At 68.7% G+C, this 18420-nt stretch carries 13 protein-coding genes and 3 tRNA genes; 7 read left to right on the top strand and 9 right to left on the bottom strand.

Translation table 11 applies throughout. From position 1 onward, the window contains the following. The first annotated feature begins 273 nt into the window (after positions 1 to 273). A tRNA-Ser gene (locus OG558_RS08515) sits at positions 274 to 360 on the top strand. A gap of 36 nt (positions 361 to 396) precedes the next feature. Beyond that, positions 397 to 468: transfer RNA gene (locus OG558_RS08520), tRNA-Glu, on the top strand. A gap of 93 nt (positions 469 to 561) precedes the next feature. Here the strand turns inward: OG558_RS08520 and OG558_RS08525 are convergent. After that, entirely contained in the window at positions 562 to 1404 is an 843-nt protein-coding gene (locus tag OG558_RS08525) for a hypothetical protein (RefSeq protein ID WP_405069713.1), read from the bottom strand. A 248-nt stretch (positions 1405 to 1652) separates the two neighbouring features. Here OG558_RS08525 and OG558_RS08530 point away from each other — a divergent pair, with 248 nt between their 5' ends. Together OG558_RS08530 and OG558_RS08535 are read left to right on the top strand one after the other, a co-directional pair. After that, positions 1653 to 3605 carry a heparinase II/III family protein gene (locus OG558_RS08530; RefSeq protein ID WP_405069714.1) on the top strand — a complete coding sequence of 651 codons (1953 nt, stop codon included), beginning with the start codon at positions 1653 to 1655 and terminating at the stop codon, positions 3603 to 3605. A 276-nt stretch (positions 3606 to 3881) separates the two neighbouring features. After that, positions 3882 to 3963 (top strand) — tRNA-Tyr (locus tag OG558_RS08535). 369 nt (positions 3964 to 4332) lie between these two features. On the opposite strand, the gene OG558_RS08540 is transcribed toward OG558_RS08535, so the two are convergent. The 8 genes from OG558_RS08540 to OG558_RS08575 are packed head-to-tail and all read right to left on the bottom strand — an operon-like array spanning position 4333 to position 16183. Beyond that, entirely contained in the window at positions 4333 to 5676 is a 1344-nt protein-coding gene (locus tag OG558_RS08540; protein ID WP_405072130.1) for an alpha-L-fucosidase, read from the bottom strand. Next, positions 5676 to 7049 carry an FAD-binding oxidoreductase gene (locus tag OG558_RS08545; RefSeq protein WP_405069715.1) on the bottom strand — a complete coding sequence of 458 codons (1374 nt, stop codon included), beginning with the start codon at positions 7047 to 7049 and terminating at the stop codon, positions 5676 to 5678. The genes OG558_RS08540 and OG558_RS08545 overlap by 1 nt, the downstream gene beginning before the upstream one ends. After that, positions 7046 to 7912 (bottom strand): U32 family peptidase, encoded by an 867-nt coding sequence (locus tag OG558_RS08550; RefSeq protein ID WP_329482625.1) that lies wholly within the window; start codon positions 7910 to 7912, stop codon positions 7046 to 7048. Before OG558_RS08550 ends, OG558_RS08545 begins: the two co-directional genes overlap by 4 nt. Next, complete coding sequence (locus OG558_RS08555; protein ID WP_405069716.1) at positions 7909 to 9246, bottom strand: DUF2088 domain-containing protein; 1338 nt, start codon at positions 9244 to 9246, stop codon at positions 7909 to 7911. Before OG558_RS08555 ends, OG558_RS08550 begins: the two co-directional genes overlap by 4 nt. Beyond that, positions 9246 to 11105 (bottom strand): IlvD/Edd family dehydratase, encoded by a 1860-nt coding sequence (locus tag OG558_RS08560; RefSeq protein ID WP_405069717.1) that lies wholly within the window; start codon positions 11103 to 11105, stop codon positions 9246 to 9248. Before OG558_RS08560 ends, OG558_RS08555 begins: the two co-directional genes overlap by 1 nt. Further along, a complete protein-coding gene (locus tag OG558_RS08565) occupies positions 11102 to 12553 on the bottom strand; it encodes an aldehyde dehydrogenase (NADP(+)) (protein WP_405069718.1) in 1452 nt (483 codons plus the stop codon). The genes OG558_RS08560 and OG558_RS08565 overlap by 4 nt, the downstream gene beginning before the upstream one ends. Beyond that, complete coding sequence (locus OG558_RS08570; protein ID WP_405069719.1) at positions 12550 to 13440, bottom strand: fumarylacetoacetate hydrolase family protein; 891 nt, start codon at positions 13438 to 13440, stop codon at positions 12550 to 12552. Before OG558_RS08570 ends, OG558_RS08565 begins: the two co-directional genes overlap by 4 nt. Positions 13441 to 13468: 28 nt before the next feature. Then, positions 13469 to 16183: a UxaA family hydrolase gene (locus OG558_RS08575; RefSeq protein ID WP_405069720.1), complete on the bottom strand. Its 2715-nt coding sequence runs from the start codon at positions 16181 to 16183 to the stop codon at positions 13469 to 13471. 48 nt (positions 16184 to 16231) lie between these two features. Between OG558_RS08575 and OG558_RS08580 the strand changes: the two genes are divergently transcribed. From OG558_RS08580 to OG558_RS08590, 3 genes are all read left to right on the top strand, one after another. Further along, positions 16232 to 17002: a GntR family transcriptional regulator gene (locus OG558_RS08580; protein ID WP_329482632.1), complete on the top strand. Its 771-nt coding sequence runs from the start codon at positions 16232 to 16234 to the stop codon at positions 17000 to 17002. Continuing rightward, on the top strand, positions 16999 to 17415 hold the full coding sequence (locus OG558_RS08585) for a hypothetical protein (RefSeq protein ID WP_405069721.1): 417 nt from the start codon (positions 16999 to 17001) through the stop codon (positions 17413 to 17415). The genes OG558_RS08580 and OG558_RS08585 overlap by 4 nt, the downstream gene beginning before the upstream one ends. A 175-nt stretch (positions 17416 to 17590) precedes the next feature. Further along, on the top strand, positions 17591 to 18232 hold the full coding sequence (locus OG558_RS08590; RefSeq protein ID WP_405069722.1) for a hypothetical protein: 642 nt from the start codon (positions 17591 to 17593) through the stop codon (positions 18230 to 18232). Positions 18233 to 18420 lie beyond the last annotated feature (188 nt).

The following is an 18420-nucleotide window of genomic DNA, read 5'->3' on the forward strand; positions in this document are numbered from 1 at the left end:
TGGCTGCCCGGCTGCGAGTGTCCGGCGTGCGCCTGCCCGTCGTGCGCCTCTTCCTCTGCACTAAGCGTACAAGTGCGAGGCCCAGTGGCCTGGAAGTTATCCACAAGATGCGCCGCCCGCCGTCGTCAGGGGAGACGGCGGGCGGCGCCGACCAAGAGCAGGAGAGCGTGCAAGAAGGACAGGAAGTAGTGGGTGGTTGGCCCGGTCAGCAGGCGTCGGTGGGCGGCTGGGCGCGAGCAATCGGGGACTACCTCCTGTTCTTATGCACGGTCTGGTGAGATCCGCCTGAAGGCAGGGGCAGCGGTTTGCTAAACCGTCGGTCGGTTCGCCGGCCCGCGAGTTCGAATCTCGCTCTCACCGCTGGGGACGGCTGGATCGAACTGGCCGTCCCTGCAGGCCCCGTTGGTCTAGTGGCAGGACGTCCGGTTCTCAGCCGGAAGGCCGCCGGTTCGAATCCGGTGCGGGGTGCGCAGGGTGCAGTAGACGAAGGTCAGTTCTGCAGGGCTGGTGAGTGTCACTGCTCGGCGGAGGCTGGAATCGTCGCTGGTTGTGCGGCCGAGACTAGCGACGTGGTGGCTCATTGACGTCCTGCACTCTCCGTCCCTGAGTTACCAACAGTTCGATGCGAGTGACCTCGTCCCGCATGAAGGGCAGGTCGGCGACGACCTCCAGGTACCAGTGCTGTGAGTTGTACTCCGCTTCCCAGCACGGGGCGGGGTCCGCAGGGCCAGCGATCTGGAAGGGGGAAAAGATCGATACGCCCGGCCGCAGATCAGCTTCACCGGTAAGCGTCGCGACGGCCTCGACGTCGCGCTTGACGATGCCGTCCTGCTCGTGGCGCTCGCTGACCAGTTGCACACGCAAGCCCCGCGTGACCCCTTCGACAGCCGGGTTCGCGGTCACGGTGCCGGCCAGAATGCCACCGGGCCGAAGCTCTCGTGTCGCGAGCTCGACGGTCATCGGTATCTCGGTCGAAGACTCCGTCGGAGTCTGCATGCGGTGTGCCAGCACGCCGGGGGCGGCTTGGACGACCAGGGGCACGTCCTCCCAGGTGTCGAGGCCTCGACGCCGGTCCACGGTGGCCCAGACCTGCCACTCGACGGTGTCTTCGACGCTCGGGGGTGCGTCCTTGGGGAGGCGCAAGCGGAAGACCCGCTGGCCGGGTTCCGGGGGACCGGCGAACAGTGGGACCGTCTGGACCATCACCGCCGCGGTGGCCGTGCTGTCCCCGTCGCTGTCAGGGCGCTGAGAGTAGGTGTTCATATAGCAGAGCTCGACCTGGCCACCTTGAACCTTGGCGTCGATCTCCCCGACGTCAACGCGGCAAATGATCTCCTCGCCGGCGGTGACCGTCGACGGCTCCACGGTCAGCTGGACCGGAGTCTTCCGGCCGAACGGCACCATGAATTGACATTACGCCGCACAGTCGGCTCCCGCGAGACCTTCCCAGGGCCGCCGGCCCACCGTGGGAGACGTGGGCCGGCTGTCAAGGTCGAAGCTTGCTCTCGCCGCTGATACCGAGAGGTAGGGCGTAGGCACGCTTCGAGGTTGTCGGGGCTGCCCGCAACTTTTCCTGCGAACTGACCATCGTGCGGGTGACGGGGTTGTCACCGCCGCCTGGGGGGGCCGCGGATTAGTGGTGGGGAACGTACATGGTTCGGTGGATTCTGGTGCTTGGGCTGCTGGTCGCGTGCGCGGCTGGTGCTGGCGGGACAGCCGCCGCGGGAGCGGTGGCGGCGGGGCCGGGGATCGCGGTCGCGGCGGATCTGCCGGAGCCACCGGGGGCGCAGTTCGTGCCGGGGGCAACAAATGTGATCGCGGCGACCGCCGCGCCGGCGAAGGACATCACGACGCGGCGCGACGCCAAGTCGACGGCGGGGGTGGCAGCTGCCGGCACGTACACGTGCCCCGGGTTCAGCACCGTCGACGATGCGACACCGTTGTCGTCCGTCCTGCAGGACGTCTATGCCTGGGGCGGGTTCAAGCCGTACAAGGTCGGCAACGGCAGCGGCAACATCAACTGGAAACTCAACCCCTACAACAATCCGAGCTGGTACATGTGGTTCCACTCACTGCGCTGGCTGGGGCAGGGAATCACCGCGGCCGGCCAGGGTGACACGAACGCCCTGGCGCATGTGACGACGATCGTGCACGACTGGGTGCTCGACAATCCGTACTCCTGGAAGGCGGACGTCGGCGCCTGGGAGTCGACGATGCACCGCACCAACGTGATCATCTGTACCCGGCAAGCGGTCCTGGCCGGCTTGAAGGTCACCACGCTCCCGGCGCAGTACTCCTGGCTCGACAGCGCCCTGCTCGACCACGCCACGTTCCTGGTCAACAACTGGAGCGGTGCGTGGAATCACGGCACCGACGAGAGCATCGCCCTGTTCGGCGTCGGCTGCACACTCGATCGCGCGGACTACAAGACGCTCGCCCAGAATCGTCTCGCTGCCGCCATCACCACCTCGATCGACGCGCAAGGATCGACCAACGAGCAGTCGACCGCGTACGCACAGTTCAACTACTCCCTCTGGGGCCGTGCGGTCGACGTACTGCGCGCGTGCGGCGCCGACCCCGGTACGACGATCACCACGCGACGCGCCCTGATGGCGGACTGGCTTGCCCTGGCGACGAACTCGCTGGGCAATCTCCATCAGATCGGCGACTCCGAGGTCGTGCGTACGGCGCCTATCGCCGGGACACCACTCGAGTACGCCGGGTCCCAGGGCGCATCCGGGATCGCACCCACGCAGCGCGTCGGGGTGTACTCCGCGGGCTACGTCTTCGGCCGCTCCGGTTGGGGCACGAACGCTACGTTCGCGGACCAGTCGTCGTACAGCATCAGGTACGGGCCGGCGCGACAGCTGCACGGGCACAGCGACCACACGTCGCTCACGTACACCGCTCGCGGACGCGACATCGTGATCGACGGCGGACACGCCGGCTACCAGAACGACGTCTGGCGCACGTGGGCGAAGAGTCCGTTCGCGCAGAGCTCGATGACGACGCCGCTGTCGGCTGACCTGCTTCCGGCCACCAAGCTGACGCGGTACGCACTGAACCCGACGTCGGACTTCTACGAGTTCTCAGACGTCCCCGGGACCGGGATCAGCCGCGTCCGGGCCACGCTGGTGCTCAGGAGTCCGGATCTGGTCGTCACGCTCGACCGGGCGTCGGCCAAGAAGGCACAACAGTTCCAGACGCTGTGGCATCTGCCGTCGGATCAGAAGGCGACGGTGTACTCGCGGACGACCGCACTGGCGATGCGGCCGGGCGACACCACCCGGACGATCCTGTTCCAGGTGCCTTACCGGCAGCCGCTGCCACCCGGGGCGATCCTGCTCAAGCAGGCGCAGACCAACCCGATCCAGGGCTGGACCTATCCGAACATCACCACGCGGCTGGCAGCGCCCACACTGATGTTCGCGCGGTCCGGGACGACGGCGTCGATCCTGTCGTTCATCGCCCCGGTGCCGGCAACCGGTTCGGTCACGTATCGCACCCGCTGGTCCGGTACGACGTACGTCGTCGACCTGACCGTGGCCGGCGTACAGACCTCGATCGGCATCACCGCCGGCGGTTCCCTGGTCCGCCTGGCCTGAACCGCCGGCCCGCGAGGGCGGATCGAGGTCAACGGGATCCGAACGTGATCGACGACGCCGGACACATCCGCCATATCGAACAACCGGACGCCTTCGTCAACGCACTAGAGGAAGCCACACGAACCCAGAGTTGACCGCTGTCTTACGGACCCCCCGGATCCCCGAGGCCGCTGTGCATCGCGACGTTCTGTGTGAGGAACGAAGGCTCGCCGAGACGTTCGGGGACGAGTACCAGGAGTACTGCGCGACCGTGGTCGCTACCTCCCCAAGCGATGAGCAGGAGCGCCACCGTGGGAGAGGTGGGGCGGGCTGTAAACCCGTTGTCTCGACTGAGCAGGTTCGAATCCTGCCTCCTGCACGCGCCAGGGCAAAGGAGCCCTGGGCAACCGATAGCAACAGGAAAGAGAGGAGGACCGGCCATGGCCGACCTCAGGAATCGAAAGCGAGTGCCCGGCGGTAGGACCGGTGCTCCAGTGAAGCAGGGTCACGCGTTGCGCCGGGTGCGGCTTGCCTGTGGGCATGTGCAGCGTGATCGGATCGCCCACGCGGGCGATCACGTCTGGTGTGAAGCCGACTGCTCCGACTGGACCCGCGTCGTCTCAGTCGAGGAGTAACACCGCGAAAGGTACGCCGCACCAGGTGGCGGCGTACCTGACCCTCTGGTGACGGATGCACGCTCGGCCCTCCGAAGGCCGGGTCCCTGGTTCGACTCCAGGCAGGGGGACCGTCAGATGGTCGGGTCGTAGTGAAGGGACAGCGCCGCGGTCGCTTCGGCCCGCGATGACAGGATGCGCAGGCGTACGGCGCTCACCGGCAGCGGCTCGTCGAGTGGGAGCAGTCGCCGGTGGCCGATCGTCGTACCGGCGGCGACCTGCGTCCACTCGCCGGCAAGCAAAGCATCGACGGCGAAGGACTCGACCTGTTGGCCGCGTGAGATGTCCTCGCGGAGGTCGATCACGTTCACGGTTGCCGGCAACGACACATCGGTCTCGTAGTACTCGCGGACCGCCGCGCCGAATTCGGCCAGTCGGGCAACGTCCGGTGGGGCGAACAGCCCGCGGCGGTCGGGCGGCATGTTCAGAAGCAGTACTGCGTTGCGGCCAACCGATTTGCGATAGATGTCCAGGAGTTCCGGCAACGACTTCACGGCCGAATCCTCAGCAGCGTGGTAAAACCAGCCCGGCCGGATCGAGACGTCGACCTCGGCCGGATACCACCGCAGCTCGTCGGCCTTCCGCAGTAACGGAGGGCCGGCCACGTCGGACGCGGTCTGCTCGGCGACCATCCGCTGACCGGCGAAGGGTACGACGCTCCACTCGGTCTCACGGGCGAATCCGTCCTCGTTGCCGACCCAGCGCACGTCCGGCCCGCCGACCGCGATGGTCGCGTCGGGCGCGAGCCGCCGGATCAGATCGAACCACGCCTCATACGCGTAGGCCTGCGCCGTGCTCGTCGGGTTGGCGCCGTCCAGCCAGACCTCGGCGATCGGCCCGTACTGCGTCAGCAGTTCGTACAACTGGTTGAGGTAGAACCGGTTGTAGTCGTCCACGTCGTACCGGAACCGTGGCAGCGACTCGTCGACGACCAGCGAAGGGATCTCCGACGACACGACCGGGCTGCCGTTGCCGTAGTACCCCCCGTCGGCCTTCTCCTGGTACAGATCGGCCGGCGACAAGTAGAAGCCCAGCCCGAGCCCTTGCTCCCGACACGCCGAGGCCAACGCGGCCACGACGTCACCGCGATACGGGCTCGCGGCAACAGTATGTGGAAGGTACCGGCTCGGCCACAGGCAGAAGCCGTCGTGGTGTTTGGCCGTCAGGATCACACTCTTGAAGCCCGCCGACACCAGCGTCCGCACCCATTGCGAGCAGTCGAGCGCCGAGGGGTCGAAGACGGCCGGATCATCGACACCGGTCCCCCACTCCAGATCGGTGAACGTGTTCGGCCCGAAGTGCACGAACGCGGTCAGCTCCTGCCGCTGCCACGCGACCTGCCGTGGCGACGGCCGCACCATCGAGGCCTTGCGGCGCAGGGCATCCAGGCTGTCCGACGGCTCGACGTCGACCCGCATCACACGAGGACTTTGCCGGGATTGAGCAGGTTCTCCGGATCGAAGGCCTGCTTGATCCGCCGGTGCAACTCCAGACTCACCGGACCGAGCTCTGTCTCCAGCCAGCTGGCCTTCAACGTGCCGATGCCGTGCTCGCCGGTGATCGTCCCGCCCAGCGCCAGCCCGAGCTCCATCACCGCGCCGAAGGCCTCCAGCGCGCGAGCTTCAGCCGCCGGATCGTCGCGTTCGAAGACGACGGTCGGGTGCATGTTGCCGTCACCCACATGCCCAGGGCAACAAATCAGTACGTCGTACTTCGTGCCGATCTCCGCGATCCCGCGCAGCAACGCGACCAGCTTCGACCGCGGTACGGCGACGTCGTCGATCAGCGTCACTCCGAGCGGCTCGAGAGCGGAGTTCACCAGCCGGCGCGCCTCGAGCAGCATCCGCGACTCCTCGGCGTCGGATGCCTCGGCGACCTCGACGGCGCCATGCGCAGAACAGATCGCCGCGATCCGGGCAACGTCCTCGGCCGCACGAGGGCCACGATCCGACTGCGCGATCAGCAACGATCCGACGTCCGCCGGCAGCCCCATGTCGCGGTAGTCCTGAATGGCACGCGCGGTCGGACCGTCGATGAACTCGAGCAGGGAGGGACGCAGGCCGGACGCCATGACGGCAGCCGCGGCGGCGATCCCGTCCTCGATGGACAGGAAGGTGGCAGCCGCGGTCAGCGCAGCCTCCGGCGCAGGACGCAGCGCGAGCGTCGCCTCGGTGACCACGCCCAATGTGCCCTCGGATCCGACGATCAACCGCGTGAGGTCGTAGCCCGCGACGCCCTTCGCCGACCGCCGGCCGGTGCGGACGACGTCGCCCGACGCCAGCACCACCTCCAGTCCGCGCACGAAATCTGCCGTCACGCCGTACTTCACACAACACAGCCCACCGGCGTTGGTCGCGATGTTGCCACCCACCGTGGACATTTCCCACGACGACGGATCCGGCGGGTAGAACAAGTCCTGCGCCAGCACAGCCCGGGACAGATCGGCATTCACGACGCCTGGCTGGACGACCGCCACTTGATCCTCGACCGAGATCTCCAAGATCCGGTTCATTCGAGCGGTGGACAGCAACAAACATCCGTCGATCGCGTTGGCCGCCCCGGACAGCCCGGTCCGAGCTCCCTGGGTCACCACCGGAACGTCGAACGACCCAGCCGCCCGCAGAACCTCGACCACCTCAGCGGTCGACGAGGGACGGGCCAGCAGGCGCGGCACCCCGGCAGTGCAGAAGGTCGCGTGATCGTTGCGATGACTGTCCAGTACGTCGGGATCGTCGACGACCGCCGCGTCACCGAGCGCCGACCGGAGCCGAGCTACCAGCGGATCATTCATCCCTCATCCTGTTCGGCCAGCAGCCGCAGGATCAACTCCGCCCGGCGGACCCGCTCGCGCCCGAGGGCTTCCGCCGTACCGGAAAGGTGCGCACCGACCGGGTAGATGTTCGGCGCGTTGCGCAGACCCATCTTCAGATACACCGGCGCCGCGACCCGGACGATCTCCGGTACGTCGTAGAACCGGACGTGCCCGCCCTGGTCGTCCGGCACCTCGATGTACATGTCGATCGGTACGGTCGTCACGGACCGGATCTCCGCCAGCACCGGCACCGGCAGGTCCGTCGACACGTTGAGGCTGGTCGCGCCCAACCGCTCGTACAGCCGAGCAGTCGGTGCGTTCGGCAACGGCATCAGCACCGACGTCTTCAGCACCAGATCGGCCGGCAGCTCACCTTCCACCTTCAACGCGCCCAGGATCTCCAGGACGCCGATGTCTCCCACCAGCAGACTCCGGACGCCGAGCTCCACCGCGCGGTAGGCGTCACACAGCGACGCGGCAACCATCTCGTTGCCTCGCGCAACACCACCGACCGCGGCCGACACCTTGGCCTGCCCACCGATGTCCCACGCACCACGCGGCCCGAGGAACAGGCAGACCTCGACCCCGGCCGACGCGCCGAGCGACAGCATCTCCTCGATCTCGGCGTCGGTCAGCATCATCACACCACTGCCCTGCGACACCCGGTCGATCGTGATCCCGCGGGTCTTCGCCTCCTCCAGCACCGCGGTCATCACCCGCGGCCCTTCACAGGAGGGGATCTCCACCTTGTACGGCGATCCGTCCGGGAACGTCCGCGTGGACGTCTCCCCCGGGCGGAAACCACGATCGGCCAGCAGGGCGCGCGCTTCGCGAAGGTTCATCTGTCACTCCAGGGTCCAAGCCGCCCGGCCGACGTCAGGTCCCGCGCCGTACCGGTGATCTCCAGGTCGAAACGCTCGGCCGACTCGGTCAGCAGGGCCGGCGTCACCATCAACTCGTTCGGGGAAAGGGTGTCCTTGATCCGGGCCAGCCGGAGCTCGGACCAGTCCCGCCGGCCGCACATCGTCACCGCGGCGAGTACGGCGGCCTCGTCGTCCTCCATCACCATCGGCAACCGGGACCGCCGCGCTCCGCCGGCACCAGAGGTCAGCGCATTCACGTAACTCACCTGCAGGTCGATCTGCTCCAGCATTCGGGCCGGGATGACGTCGGCCAGACCGAGACCGGACGCGTTCCCGTGCGACGCCGGCGACAGCGAGTGCACACTGATCGCCGCGATCGACGGCGAGTCGAACTCAGGGATCCCGTGCACCCAGCACCGGCCGATCACGTTCGTGTCCATCCCGGCACCGGACTTGTCCTTGCCCATCTCGTCGACGACCAGGACGTCCAGCTCGTCGAACGGCAATCGGCCGAGCAGGCTGCCGGCCCTTTGCAGCAAGGCGTTCTCGGCCGGGCCGGCAATGCCGTCGGGCTCGACGAACTCCACCGCGGCGGTCCGTTCCAGCGCGTTCTCCAGGATCGCGAGCCCACCCAGGATCTTGCCCTGCGCAACGACCATCCGGGCAGCGGCCTCGATCGCGCCACCCAGCGACGGGATTCCGCCGGCATGCAGGGCGGCAGCGCCTTTGTGGTTGCCGAGCCCGATGGCGAGGACCTTCGCCACGCCACTCTCGATCGGTCCGCGGAAGTCGGTGTGCGGCTTGACGCGGTTGACCAGGAGGACGCCGTCCGCCTTCGCGGCCAGCGCGTCGTGGTGCACCGGCGTACCGTCGGGAAGGGTGCCGACGACAACGGTCTCCATCGTCGCCTCGACCGGGCAACCGACCGACTCCGGGGTGATCCCGAGGCCGGCGAGCATCTCGAGCTGACCGTCCGCGGTCGCACCGCCGTGCGAGCCCATCGCCGGTACGACGAACGGCGCAGCGCCGACCGCGGTCAGCCAGTCCACCGCCGCCTTCACCACCGGCACGAGATCGTGGATCCCCCGGCTGCCCGCGGTCACCGCGATCCGCGCGCCGGGCAGGATCCGATCCCGCAGCGGGTCCAGGGCCTCCTGCGCGGCGGCGTAAGGGTCCGGCGAGGTCGGCAGATCCGAGATCAGCCGCCGGATCGGCGTCACCGGCGGGAGCACACCCGCCGGCCGCAACCCACGGATGGCCTCGAACGGCCCCCACGAACGCCTTGCTTCGCTCGGCGGTTGTGCGGACGTCATCAGTGGCTCTGTCTCGCTACGGCGGAGCCGGTGCGGCCGATCAGGAAGTCGAGGTCGCAGCCCTGGTTCGCCTGCGTGACGTGGTCGACGTACAGCCGGGCCCAGCCGCGATCCGTCGGTGGCACCGGCGGCTGCCAGTCGGCACGTCGCTTCTCCAACTCCTCCTCGGACACATCCAGATGCAACCGCCGAGCCGGTACGTCGAGCTCGATCCAGTCACCCGTCCGCACCAGCGCCAACGGCCCACCGACAGCCGCTTCCGGCGTGACATGCAGTACGACGGTGCCGTACGCCGTACCGCTCATCCGCGCGTCCGAGATCCGCACCATGTCGTCGACGCCGATCTCGGCGAGCTTGCGCGGGATCGTCATGTTCCCGACCTCCGGCATGCCCGGGTAGCCGCGCGGACCGGAGTTCTGCAGCACGAGCACAGTGTCCTCGTCGACGTCGAGCTCCGGATCGTCGACCGCCTTGTCGTACTCCTCGATGCTGCTGAACACCAGTGCCTTGCCGCGGTGCTGCAGCAGCCGCTCGGACGCCGCCGACTGCTTGATCACGGCACCATCCGGCGCCAGATTCCCCTTCAGTACGGCGGTTCCCGCACCACTGCCCAGTGGGTTGCCGACCGGCCGGATGACGGCGGTCGCGGGCTGACCCTCCTGACCACTCCAGTCGGTCCGCTCCGCGGTGGCGACGTTCTCGCCCATGGTCTTCCCGGTCACGGTGATCGCGTCGGCCTTGAGCAGCGGCAGGATCTCCTTCATCACCGCGGGCAGGCCGCCGGCGTAGTAGAAGTCCTCCATCAGGTACTTGCCCGACGGCTGCAGGTCGACCAGCCACGGCACCCCGCGGGCCCACTCGTCCATGTCGTCCAGCGTCAGGTCGACGCCGACCCGGCCGGCGATCGCGAGCAGGTGAATGACGGCGTTCGTCGAGCCGCCGATCGCCGCGTTCGCCCGGACCGCGTTCGCGAAGGCGTCGCGCGTCAGGATGTCGCTGGGTTTGAGGTCCTCCTCGACCATCTTCACGATCCGCTGACCGGCCTGCTGGGCGATCGAGTACCGCCGCGAGTCGACGGCCGGGATCGCCGCGGACCCGGTCAGTTGGAGCCCGAGCGCCTCGGCCATGCAGGCCATCGTCGACGCCGTGCCCATGGTCATGCAGTGGCCGCTGCTGCGGGACATGCCGGACTCGGCCGCCGCGTAGTCCGCCTCCGACATCCGGCCGGCGTTGCGGTCCTGCGTGAACCGCCAGACCGCCGTACCGGAACCGATGTCGCAGCCGCGGAATTTGCCGTTCAACATGGGACCGCCGGTGACCACCAGGGTGGGGAGGTCGACGCTGGCGGCGCCCATGATCGAGCCCGGCGTGGTCTTGTCGCAGCCGGTCAGCAGGATGGCGCCGTCGATCGGGTTGCCGCGCAGCGACTCCTCGACGTCCATGCTGAGCAGGTTGCGGAACAGCATCGCGGTCGGCCGGAGCATCGTCTCGCCGAGCGACATCACCGGGAACTCCAGCGGGAATCCACCAGCCTGCCAGACGCCGCGCTTGACCGAGTCCGCGAGCCGGCGCAGATGCGCGTTGCACGGCGTGAGCTCGGACCAGGTGTTGCAGATGCCGATCACCGGGCGGCCGTCGAACACCTCCTCGGAGAAGCCCTGCGCCCGCATCCAGGACCGGTGGATGAACCCGTTGCGGTCCTTCTCACCGAACCAGTGATCGAAACTCCGCCGCCCGATCGGCGCATCGGGCCGCCCCGGTTCACCGGTCGTCCCGGTCTTCTCAGAGGTCGGCTCTCCGGCGACGTCGGCCGGAAGGTCGGCGTCACCCGGGTCGTTGGTCGGGGGAAGATCGCTCATCGAGTCACCTCAGCTGTGGTTACGGTCCCGTTCAGCCGGCGGCTGATGCCGGCCGGGTTCGAGTCCTTCAGTACGTCGGGCAGCACCGCATCGGGAGCGTCTTGGTACGCGACAGGCCGCTGGAACCGGCGGGCCGCGGTCACCCCGACGCTGGTGTGGATCGAGCCGACGGTCGACGGGAACGGACCGCCGTGATGCTGCGCCCACGACACCGCGACCCCGGTCGGCCAGCCGTTCCAGAGCACGCGGCCGGCGCGGGCCGTCAGCAACGGCAGCAGCTCACGCGCCAACTCGGCGTCCGCGTCCTCAGCGTGGAGCGTCGCGGTCAGATTCCCCTCGAAGGCCTCGACAGCCGCCTTCAACTCCTCGACCCCGTCGTACTCCACGACGATCGAGACGGGGCCGAAACACTCTTCCAGGATCTCGTCCCGCCGAGCCAGCAGCTCCGCGACCGTGGTCTGCAGCAGAGTCGCACCGCCAGAGGCCCAGACCCGGATGCCGTCGACCTTCTGCAGGCGGTCGAGCCCGGAGCTGAATCCGTCGTGGATCCGGTCGTTCAGCATCGGCGCCTCGGCTACCCCACCGGTCGCCTCGGTCAGCTGCTCCTGGAGCCCATGACCGGACGGCAGGAAGAGCAGACCGGGCTTCGTGCAGAACTGACCCACGCCGAGCGTGAACGAACCGACGTACCCGGTCGCAATGTCCTTGCCCCGGGCATCGATCGCCGTCCGGGTGACGAACACCGGGTTCAGGCTGCCGAGCTCGCCGTAGAACGGAATCGGCTCCGGCCGGGTGACCGCAATCTCGTGCAGCGCCTTCCCGGCCGGCACCGAGCCGGTGAACCCGGCCGCGGTGATCCGCGGGTCCTTCAGCGCGGTGACGCCGACGTCGAAGCCCTGGATCAGCCCGAGCGAACCATCCGGCGCGTCTGCGGCCCGCAACGCCGAGATCATCACCTCGGCGGTACGCGCGGACAGCTCGGGGTGGCCCGGGTGTGCCTTGACGATCACCGGGCACCCCGCAGCCAGTGCGGATGCGGTGTCCCCGCCGCAGACGCTGAACGCGAACGGAAAGTTGCTGGCGGCAAACACCAGCACCGGCCCGAGCGGCACCAGCACCCGCCGCAGGTCCGGACGCGGCACCGGCTTCGCCTGCGCGTCCGCGGTGTCGATGACGACCTCGAGCAGCGAACCCTCTTCGAGAACGTCGGCGAACATCCGCAGCTGACCGGTGCTGCGCGCGACCTCGCCCCGCAGCCGTGCCTCGGGCAGCGAGGACTCCCGCATCGCGATCGGCACCAGCTCGTCCGCGGCCGCGTCGAGCGCGTCGGCGACAGCGCGGATCCACCCGGCCCGGACCGCGGGCTCGGCCGCGCCCAGCGCCGGTGCGGCCGCTGTCGCCGCGACCAGCGCCTGCTCCAGCTCGGCGGGGGTGGTGTCCTGGGTCATCGCTTCTCCTCCAAGTTGTCTGTCGCCAGGAACGTGAACGGTTCCCGGCCGACGGCCACCGTATTCGTCAGCGTGCCGACCTCGGCGATCGTGATCGTGATGATGTCGCCCTCGGCCAGCGCGAAGTCCAGCTCGGGCACGATCCCGGTGCCGGTCGCCAGGATCACGCCGTCCGGGAAGTCGTTCGGCAGGAACAGCACGTCGATCAGGTCCTGCAGCTCACGCACCAGCTTCGCGGTCGACGTCGTCTCCGCGAACACCTCGTCGCCCGCTCGCTCGATCACCACGCCGATCTCGAGGTCCTTCGGGTTGGCGACCTCCCACGCCGGGCGGATCCCGGTCGCCAGCGCGCATCCACCGGCGAACAGCTTGGCTTGCGGCACGTACAGCGGGTTCACGCCCTCGATCGACCGCGAGCTCATGTCGTTGCAGACCGTGAACCCGACGATCTGACCGTGGCTGTTCGCGACGACCGCGAGCTCCGGCTCGGGTACGTCGTGACCGGAGTCGACCCGGATCCCGACGGGCTCGCCGTCGGTCACCACCCGCCAGGCCGGCGCCTTCTGGAACAGCTCGGGCCGGTCAGCCGTGTAGACCTTGTCGTACACGGACTGCTCGGTGCTCTCCTCCATCCGAGCGCCACGCGACCGCTCGTACGTGACGCCGGAGCACCACACCTCGCCCCGTCCGTCCAGCGGCGGCAGGAACTTCACGCCGTCGACCGGGACCGCCTCCCCGACCTTGCCGACCGCCGTCTGCAACTCGTCCAGCCGGAGTCGCAGCAGCTCCGCGACGCTGTTGACGCCTTCGAGCGGAGCCACGGTGTCGCCGGTGCGTACGCCGACCACCGGCCGGCCGGCCGGGGACTGGTAACGGACCAAATGCATGGAGAGACCCTTCATTCAGAGTGCACAGTTACATCGAGGTGCCGAGCAGGCCACGGGTGATCTGGAAGCCGACGTTGCCGGAGGCAACTGCCTTGGGGACGAGCTGCCGGCTCGCCACCATCGCGATCGTGTCCAGGCCGATCCGGGCCTGGTCGGCCGCGTCACCGGTGGCGACCGCGTCGAGGTCGTCGCCGAACGTCGCGACCGTCTCCGGATCGTTGCTGATCTCGACGACCGGCACGAACCGCTGCGCGGACAAGGTGCCGCCGGCAACATGCGCGAGGATCTGCTGGACACCACTCGCGCCGAAGCCGGTCGCGGTCTCCATCCAGTCGGTGCCGGGCATCCGCATCACGTGCCAGCCCGGCTGCGCGAGCCGCTGCCCGTGCGCGATCGTCGGCCCCACTTCATCCGCCGAGCCGAACGCGGCCGCGCGGAAGCCGGCGTGCCCGAGCAGGGCACCGCGCGACGACAGTACGACGGAACCGCCGGAGCCGACGATCTCGCGGCCGATCAGCGCCAGCGCCTCCGCAGTCGTGTCCGTCAACGGGCCGCGCGCGTCCAGGCCGACCGTGAGTGCGCCCAGGTTGCCGCGCTGCTCGACCGGCTTGTCCAAGTCGAAACTGTTGAACCAGTCCTTCACCTTGATGCCGACGGCATCGAGACCGCCGTCGGCCTGGATGCTGGCCCAGCCGAAGCGGGACGGGTCCTTGCCGGCCTCGACCAGACGCGAGCGGAAGTAGTCGTTGTGGGTCTTCTCGCAGCCGTGCTCCAGAAGGAGAGCCATCCGCGTGTTCGGATGCAGGAGGTAGCCGACCATGATGCGGGCGAACGTCTCCTCGGACGCGCCGCCGCTGCTGCCACACCCCTCGGTGTGCGGGAGCGCGACCATTCGCGTGACCGCGTCACCGGCCCACTTCTCTACCTCCGCTTGGGCTGCGAGCCGCAGTGCGATCTGGCCGGAGCACAGGCTGGTCGGCAGGATCAGCCCGACAGCCTCGGGCACGAGACGGTCGTCGACCTGCAGCAGGCGTGCCGCCGTGCGTGCATCGGAGCGAAGCCCAGCCAAGGGGAGGCCATCGAGGGGCGCGTCACGATCCTCGGCCGGGAGGTCGGCCAACTGGCGGCTCATCCGGCCGTCGGTGCTGATCGAGACGCCTTCGCGCGGACCGCTCTGCTTCCAGTTCCGCCAGATCGACACCTGGCTGTGGCCGGCCCGCTCCCCCGCGCTCGGTTCGCCGGACGCGACCCGGGCGGTCAGGTCGAACGTCTCCGCGGTCAGGTCCGCCATCGGCGTACCGGTCAGGTACCGGCCCGCGTCCACATCCATCTCGGCGTGCAGACGCTCGTACCGGGCGCTGGTCGTGACGAACTTGACGGTCGGTACGAACGGGAAGTTGGTGATCGAGCCGTTCCCGGTGGTGAAGAAGATCAGGTTGCAGCCGCTGCCGATCTGGCCGGCCACGGACTCGAGGTCGTTGCCGGGGCTGTCCATGAAGATGTAGCCGTTGCCGGGCAGCGGTTCGCCGTACTCGATCACGTGGTCCAGCCGCACCTCGCGCGGCAGCTTGCGGGCGGCGCCGATCGACTTCAGCACGATGTTGTAGAGACCGCGATAGACATTGCCGCCGGAGGGGTTGCCCTCGGCGGTGTGGCCGTGCCAGCCGACCCGTTCCTTGAACGAGCGGATCGTGGCGAGGAACCGCCGCGCGGTGGCGAGGTCGCGGACGTTCTTCAGTACGTACGGCTCCGCGCCGATCAGTTCGTCGGTCTCCGCGAGTACGGCGCTGCCGCCGTGTTTGATCACCTCCGCACCGACCAGACCGGCGAGCGGGTTGGCAGAGATGCCCGAGAACGCGTCGGAGCCACCGCACTGCAGGGCGATCTTCAGATCCGCGAGCGGGACCTCGGTGCGCGTCTGATGGTCGACAATCGGCAGCCACGGCTCGACGAGTGCACCGGCTTCGGTGAGGTCGTGCTCGAAGCCGGCCCGGCGGGTGAAGAATGCGTGCGGCACCTTGATCGCCGGGTAGTCGTGCTCGGCCATGAAGTCCTTGATCGCCTGGCCGGAGACCACGTCGTCCTCGGTGTCGACGATCAGGACGGCGCCGACGTTCGGGTTCAGCGTGAAGCCGACCAGAGTGGCGAGCAGGAAGTGCAGGTTGTTCGGGACCTCGTCCTCGCCGCCCTCGGTGTGCGCAACCGGTACGACGCCGTCGCCCGCGGCCGCGCCGTCGAAGCGCCGGGAGAGCTCGGTGACGAAGCCGCTGCTGCGGGAGCTGGTCGCCATCAGGACGACGTGGTTGCGGGTGCCGGCCGCGCCCTGCTCGCGGGGGTAGCCGAGGAAGGTGCCGGGTTGCTCGACGCTGGTCACCTGCTGGCCGAAGTTCAGCGCTGACTCGTCGAGCTCGTACGGGTCGAGCGGCTCGTTGGTGGCGGACGGTTCGGCCGGAAGGCCCTCGACTCCGCGGGCGGTGACCGCGGCCAGGCTGGTCGGCGTACAGACGTAGTCGCCGGGGCGAAGGTCGCGGGAGGCGCGGGCGAACGGCGTGTTCCAGGACGTGAGCGCCTCACCAGGACCCACCTGGTCGATCACGAAGCGGTGTCCTTCGAGCACGGTGTGTGGCAGCGTGACCGTCGTACCCCCGAGCTCGATCTCGGTGCCGGCCTCGAGCCGGCGGGAGGCGATCGCGACGTTGTCCCCCGGCTCCGGCCGTACGCCGACCTCGTCGAACCTCACCATCGTTTCTGCCTTCCCGTAGCTATGCCGGGGCCAAATCGTGCATGATGCATGATTACCAGTGTCACCCTGCCGAACCCGACCGGCTGGGTCAAGGCCGCGACCAGGATCCGGAGAGAGCCGATGACGGAACCCACGCACCTCGTTGGGACTCCTCAGCCGCAGGACCGGCGGTTGCTCCGGCGGCAGATGCTGGCCGACGACGTGTACGAGGCGATCAAGACGATGCTGATGGACCACGTCATCCGGCCCGGCGCGCGGATCTCGATCGACGGGCTGGCGCGGGAGTTCCAGGTGTCGTCGACGCCGGTGCGGGAGGCGCTCGCGCGGCTGGAGTCGGAGGGACTGGCGGTCAAGGAGCCGCTGAAGGGGTACCGCGCGACACCGTTGCTCTCGCTCGCGGAGTTCGACGACCTGTACCGGTTCCGGCAGTTGCTGGAGCCGTGGGCGGCGCGCCGGGCGGCCGAGCTGATCGACGCCGAGGGGCGCGCGCGGCTGAAGGCGGAACTGGCGAACGCGGTCGAGCCGACGTCGGTGGACTACGCCGGCTACAAGTCACTGACCGCGCACGACAACCGGTTCCATCTGCTGATCGCGGCGCTGTCGGGCAGCGAGCAGGTCCGGCTGGCCTTCGAGCGCACCCACTGCCACCTGCACATCTTCCGCCTGCACTACGACCGCGACATCGGCCCCGAGGTCCTGACCGAACACCGCACCCTGGTCGAGGCGATCACCTCCGGCGACCCCACAGCCGCCGAGTCCGCGATGACCCAGCACATCGAGAACTCCATGTCCCACCGCCTCCGCCGCATCTACGAGTGACCCGCCAACCCTTCCCCCTGGCCCACCTCGTTCCCCCGGACCTACGCCCGTACCTCCTCGATTTCCACTGGGATGTCGCCGTACTCCATCGCCTGGACCTCCCCACGACCCGGGTCCCACTTGCCGATCTGGCGCCGCACCTCGACCTGCCGTTCTGGCTGTACGACGGCCGCCCGTTCCAGGTCACGCCGCATCAGGTCGCGGCTGATCCGGTGCGGTATCACGAGCGGTACCAACGGACGATGGCCGCGGACCTCGACCACCCGCTGGACGTCGTACGGCGAACTGATGGGCGGCTCACCGTTCTGGATGGGGTCCATCGGCTGTTGCGGGCGGAGCTGGAAGGTCGGGTGGTGGTCGCGGTCCGGATTCTGGCGTGGGGGCAGCTGGACGTGATCGCGGTTCGGGGATGAGGCGGGTTCGGGGGTGAGGCGGGTTCGGGGGTGAGGCGGGTTCGGGGGTGAGGCGGGTTCGGGGGTGAGACGGGTTCGGGGGTGAGACGGGTCCGGGGGTGAGACGGGTTCGGGGGTGAGACGGGTCCGGGGGTGAGGCGGGTTTGGGGGCGTGGGGTTCGGGCACCGTTTCGGGATGAAGGCGCCGGAACTGCCTGCCCCGCGTCCGGTTCTCTGGCCGCTGCGGCCGCTCGAGTCAGCGGCGGTGTCGATGTCCTCGGACAACAACCGGACCATCGTCACGATCACCCACGCACCCCTCGAGCAGGTCACGCCGGAGATGCTGGCCTGGTGGTACGGGCACATCCCCGGGACGATGCAGTACGCCGGTGGGATCTGGCCGCGGTATCTCGTCTGGCATCCGCTCGACCACATCTCGTACGAGCTGACGAGCCCTGGCGCCGTCGTCGGCCCGGGTTCGCGGCTGCATCTCACCGAGGCGTTCGGGCGTGATCCCGGCAAGGTGATGGACCTTCACGTCACCGTTGAGACGGTCGACAGCCAGGCAGCGATCATGACGAAGCGCCTGCTCGGCAGCTCGATGGTCCGGCTGGAGAACGAGTTCACCCCCGCCAGCGGCGGCTCCCGCTACACGACCCGGCTGACCGTCGGCGACACCACTCCGCTCGCGACTTTGTTCCTCAACCGGATCGCCCACGACCGCGCGTTCCCCACACCGAAGCTCGCCGCCTGGACCCGCCACCACGTCGAGGAGATCGGCAACCTGGAGAACTTCCTCCCCGACCTCTTCCGCTACCGAGCCGACCACGAACCCTGAACTCGGGTGAGGTAGCCGGCTGGGGGTGCAAGGAGCTGCGGCCCCGGACAGGAACCGGTGGGCTGACACACGTTATTTCGGCTGACGCATCCGTGGGGGGGTCCGTTCGCCTCCTTCGCGTCTCGGCAGTCGGCCTGGTTCTGTCGGCTGCCGCCGGGGTGGGGAGGATCTCGTCCCGGATCGGGTGG

It is taken from the genome of Kribbella sp. NBC_01510, assembly GCF_045040325.1.
GTDB lineage: Bacteria > Actinomycetota > Actinomycetes > Propionibacteriales > Kribbellaceae > Kribbella.

Coding starts and splice junctions, on each gene's coding strand:
- OG558_RS08560 (WP_405069717.1), bottom strand. CDS start 11,105: ATGAGCGATCTTCCCCCGACCAACGACCCGGGTGACGCCGACCTTCCG.
- OG558_RS08570 (WP_405069719.1), bottom strand. CDS start 13,440: ATGCATTTGGTCCGTTACCAGTCCCCGGCCGGCCGGCCGGTGGTCGGC.
- OG558_RS08575 (WP_405069720.1), bottom strand. CDS start 16,183: ATGGTGAGGTTCGACGAGGTCGGCGTACGGCCGGAGCCGGGGGACAAC.
- OG558_RS08530 (WP_405069714.1), top strand. CDS start 1,653: ATGGTTCGGTGGATTCTGGTGCTTGGGCTGCTGGTCGCGTGCGCGGCT.
- OG558_RS08540 (WP_405072130.1), bottom strand. CDS start 5,676: ATGCGGGTCGACGTCGAGCCGTCGGACAGCCTGGATGCCCTGCGCCGC.
- OG558_RS08555 (WP_405069716.1), bottom strand. CDS start 9,246: ATGACGTCCGCACAACCGCCGAGCGAAGCAAGGCGTTCGTGGGGGCCG.
- OG558_RS08545 (WP_405069715.1), bottom strand. CDS start 7,049: ATGAATGATCCGCTGGTAGCTCGGCTCCGGTCGGCGCTCGGTGACGCG.
- OG558_RS08580 (WP_329482632.1), top strand. CDS start 16,232: ATGATTACCAGTGTCACCCTGCCGAACCCGACCGGCTGGGTCAAGGCC.
- OG558_RS08525 (WP_405069713.1), bottom strand. CDS start 1,404: ATGGTGCCGTTCGGCCGGAAGACTCCGGTCCAGCTGACCGTGGAGCCG.
- OG558_RS08550 (WP_329482625.1), bottom strand. CDS start 7,912: ATGAACCTTCGCGAAGCGCGCGCCCTGCTGGCCGATCGTGGTTTCCGC.
- OG558_RS08565 (WP_405069718.1), bottom strand. CDS start 12,553: ATGACCCAGGACACCACCCCCGCCGAGCTGGAGCAGGCGCTGGTCGCG.
- OG558_RS08590 (WP_405069722.1), top strand. CDS start 17,591: ATGAAGGCGCCGGAACTGCCTGCCCCGCGTCCGGTTCTCTGGCCGCTG.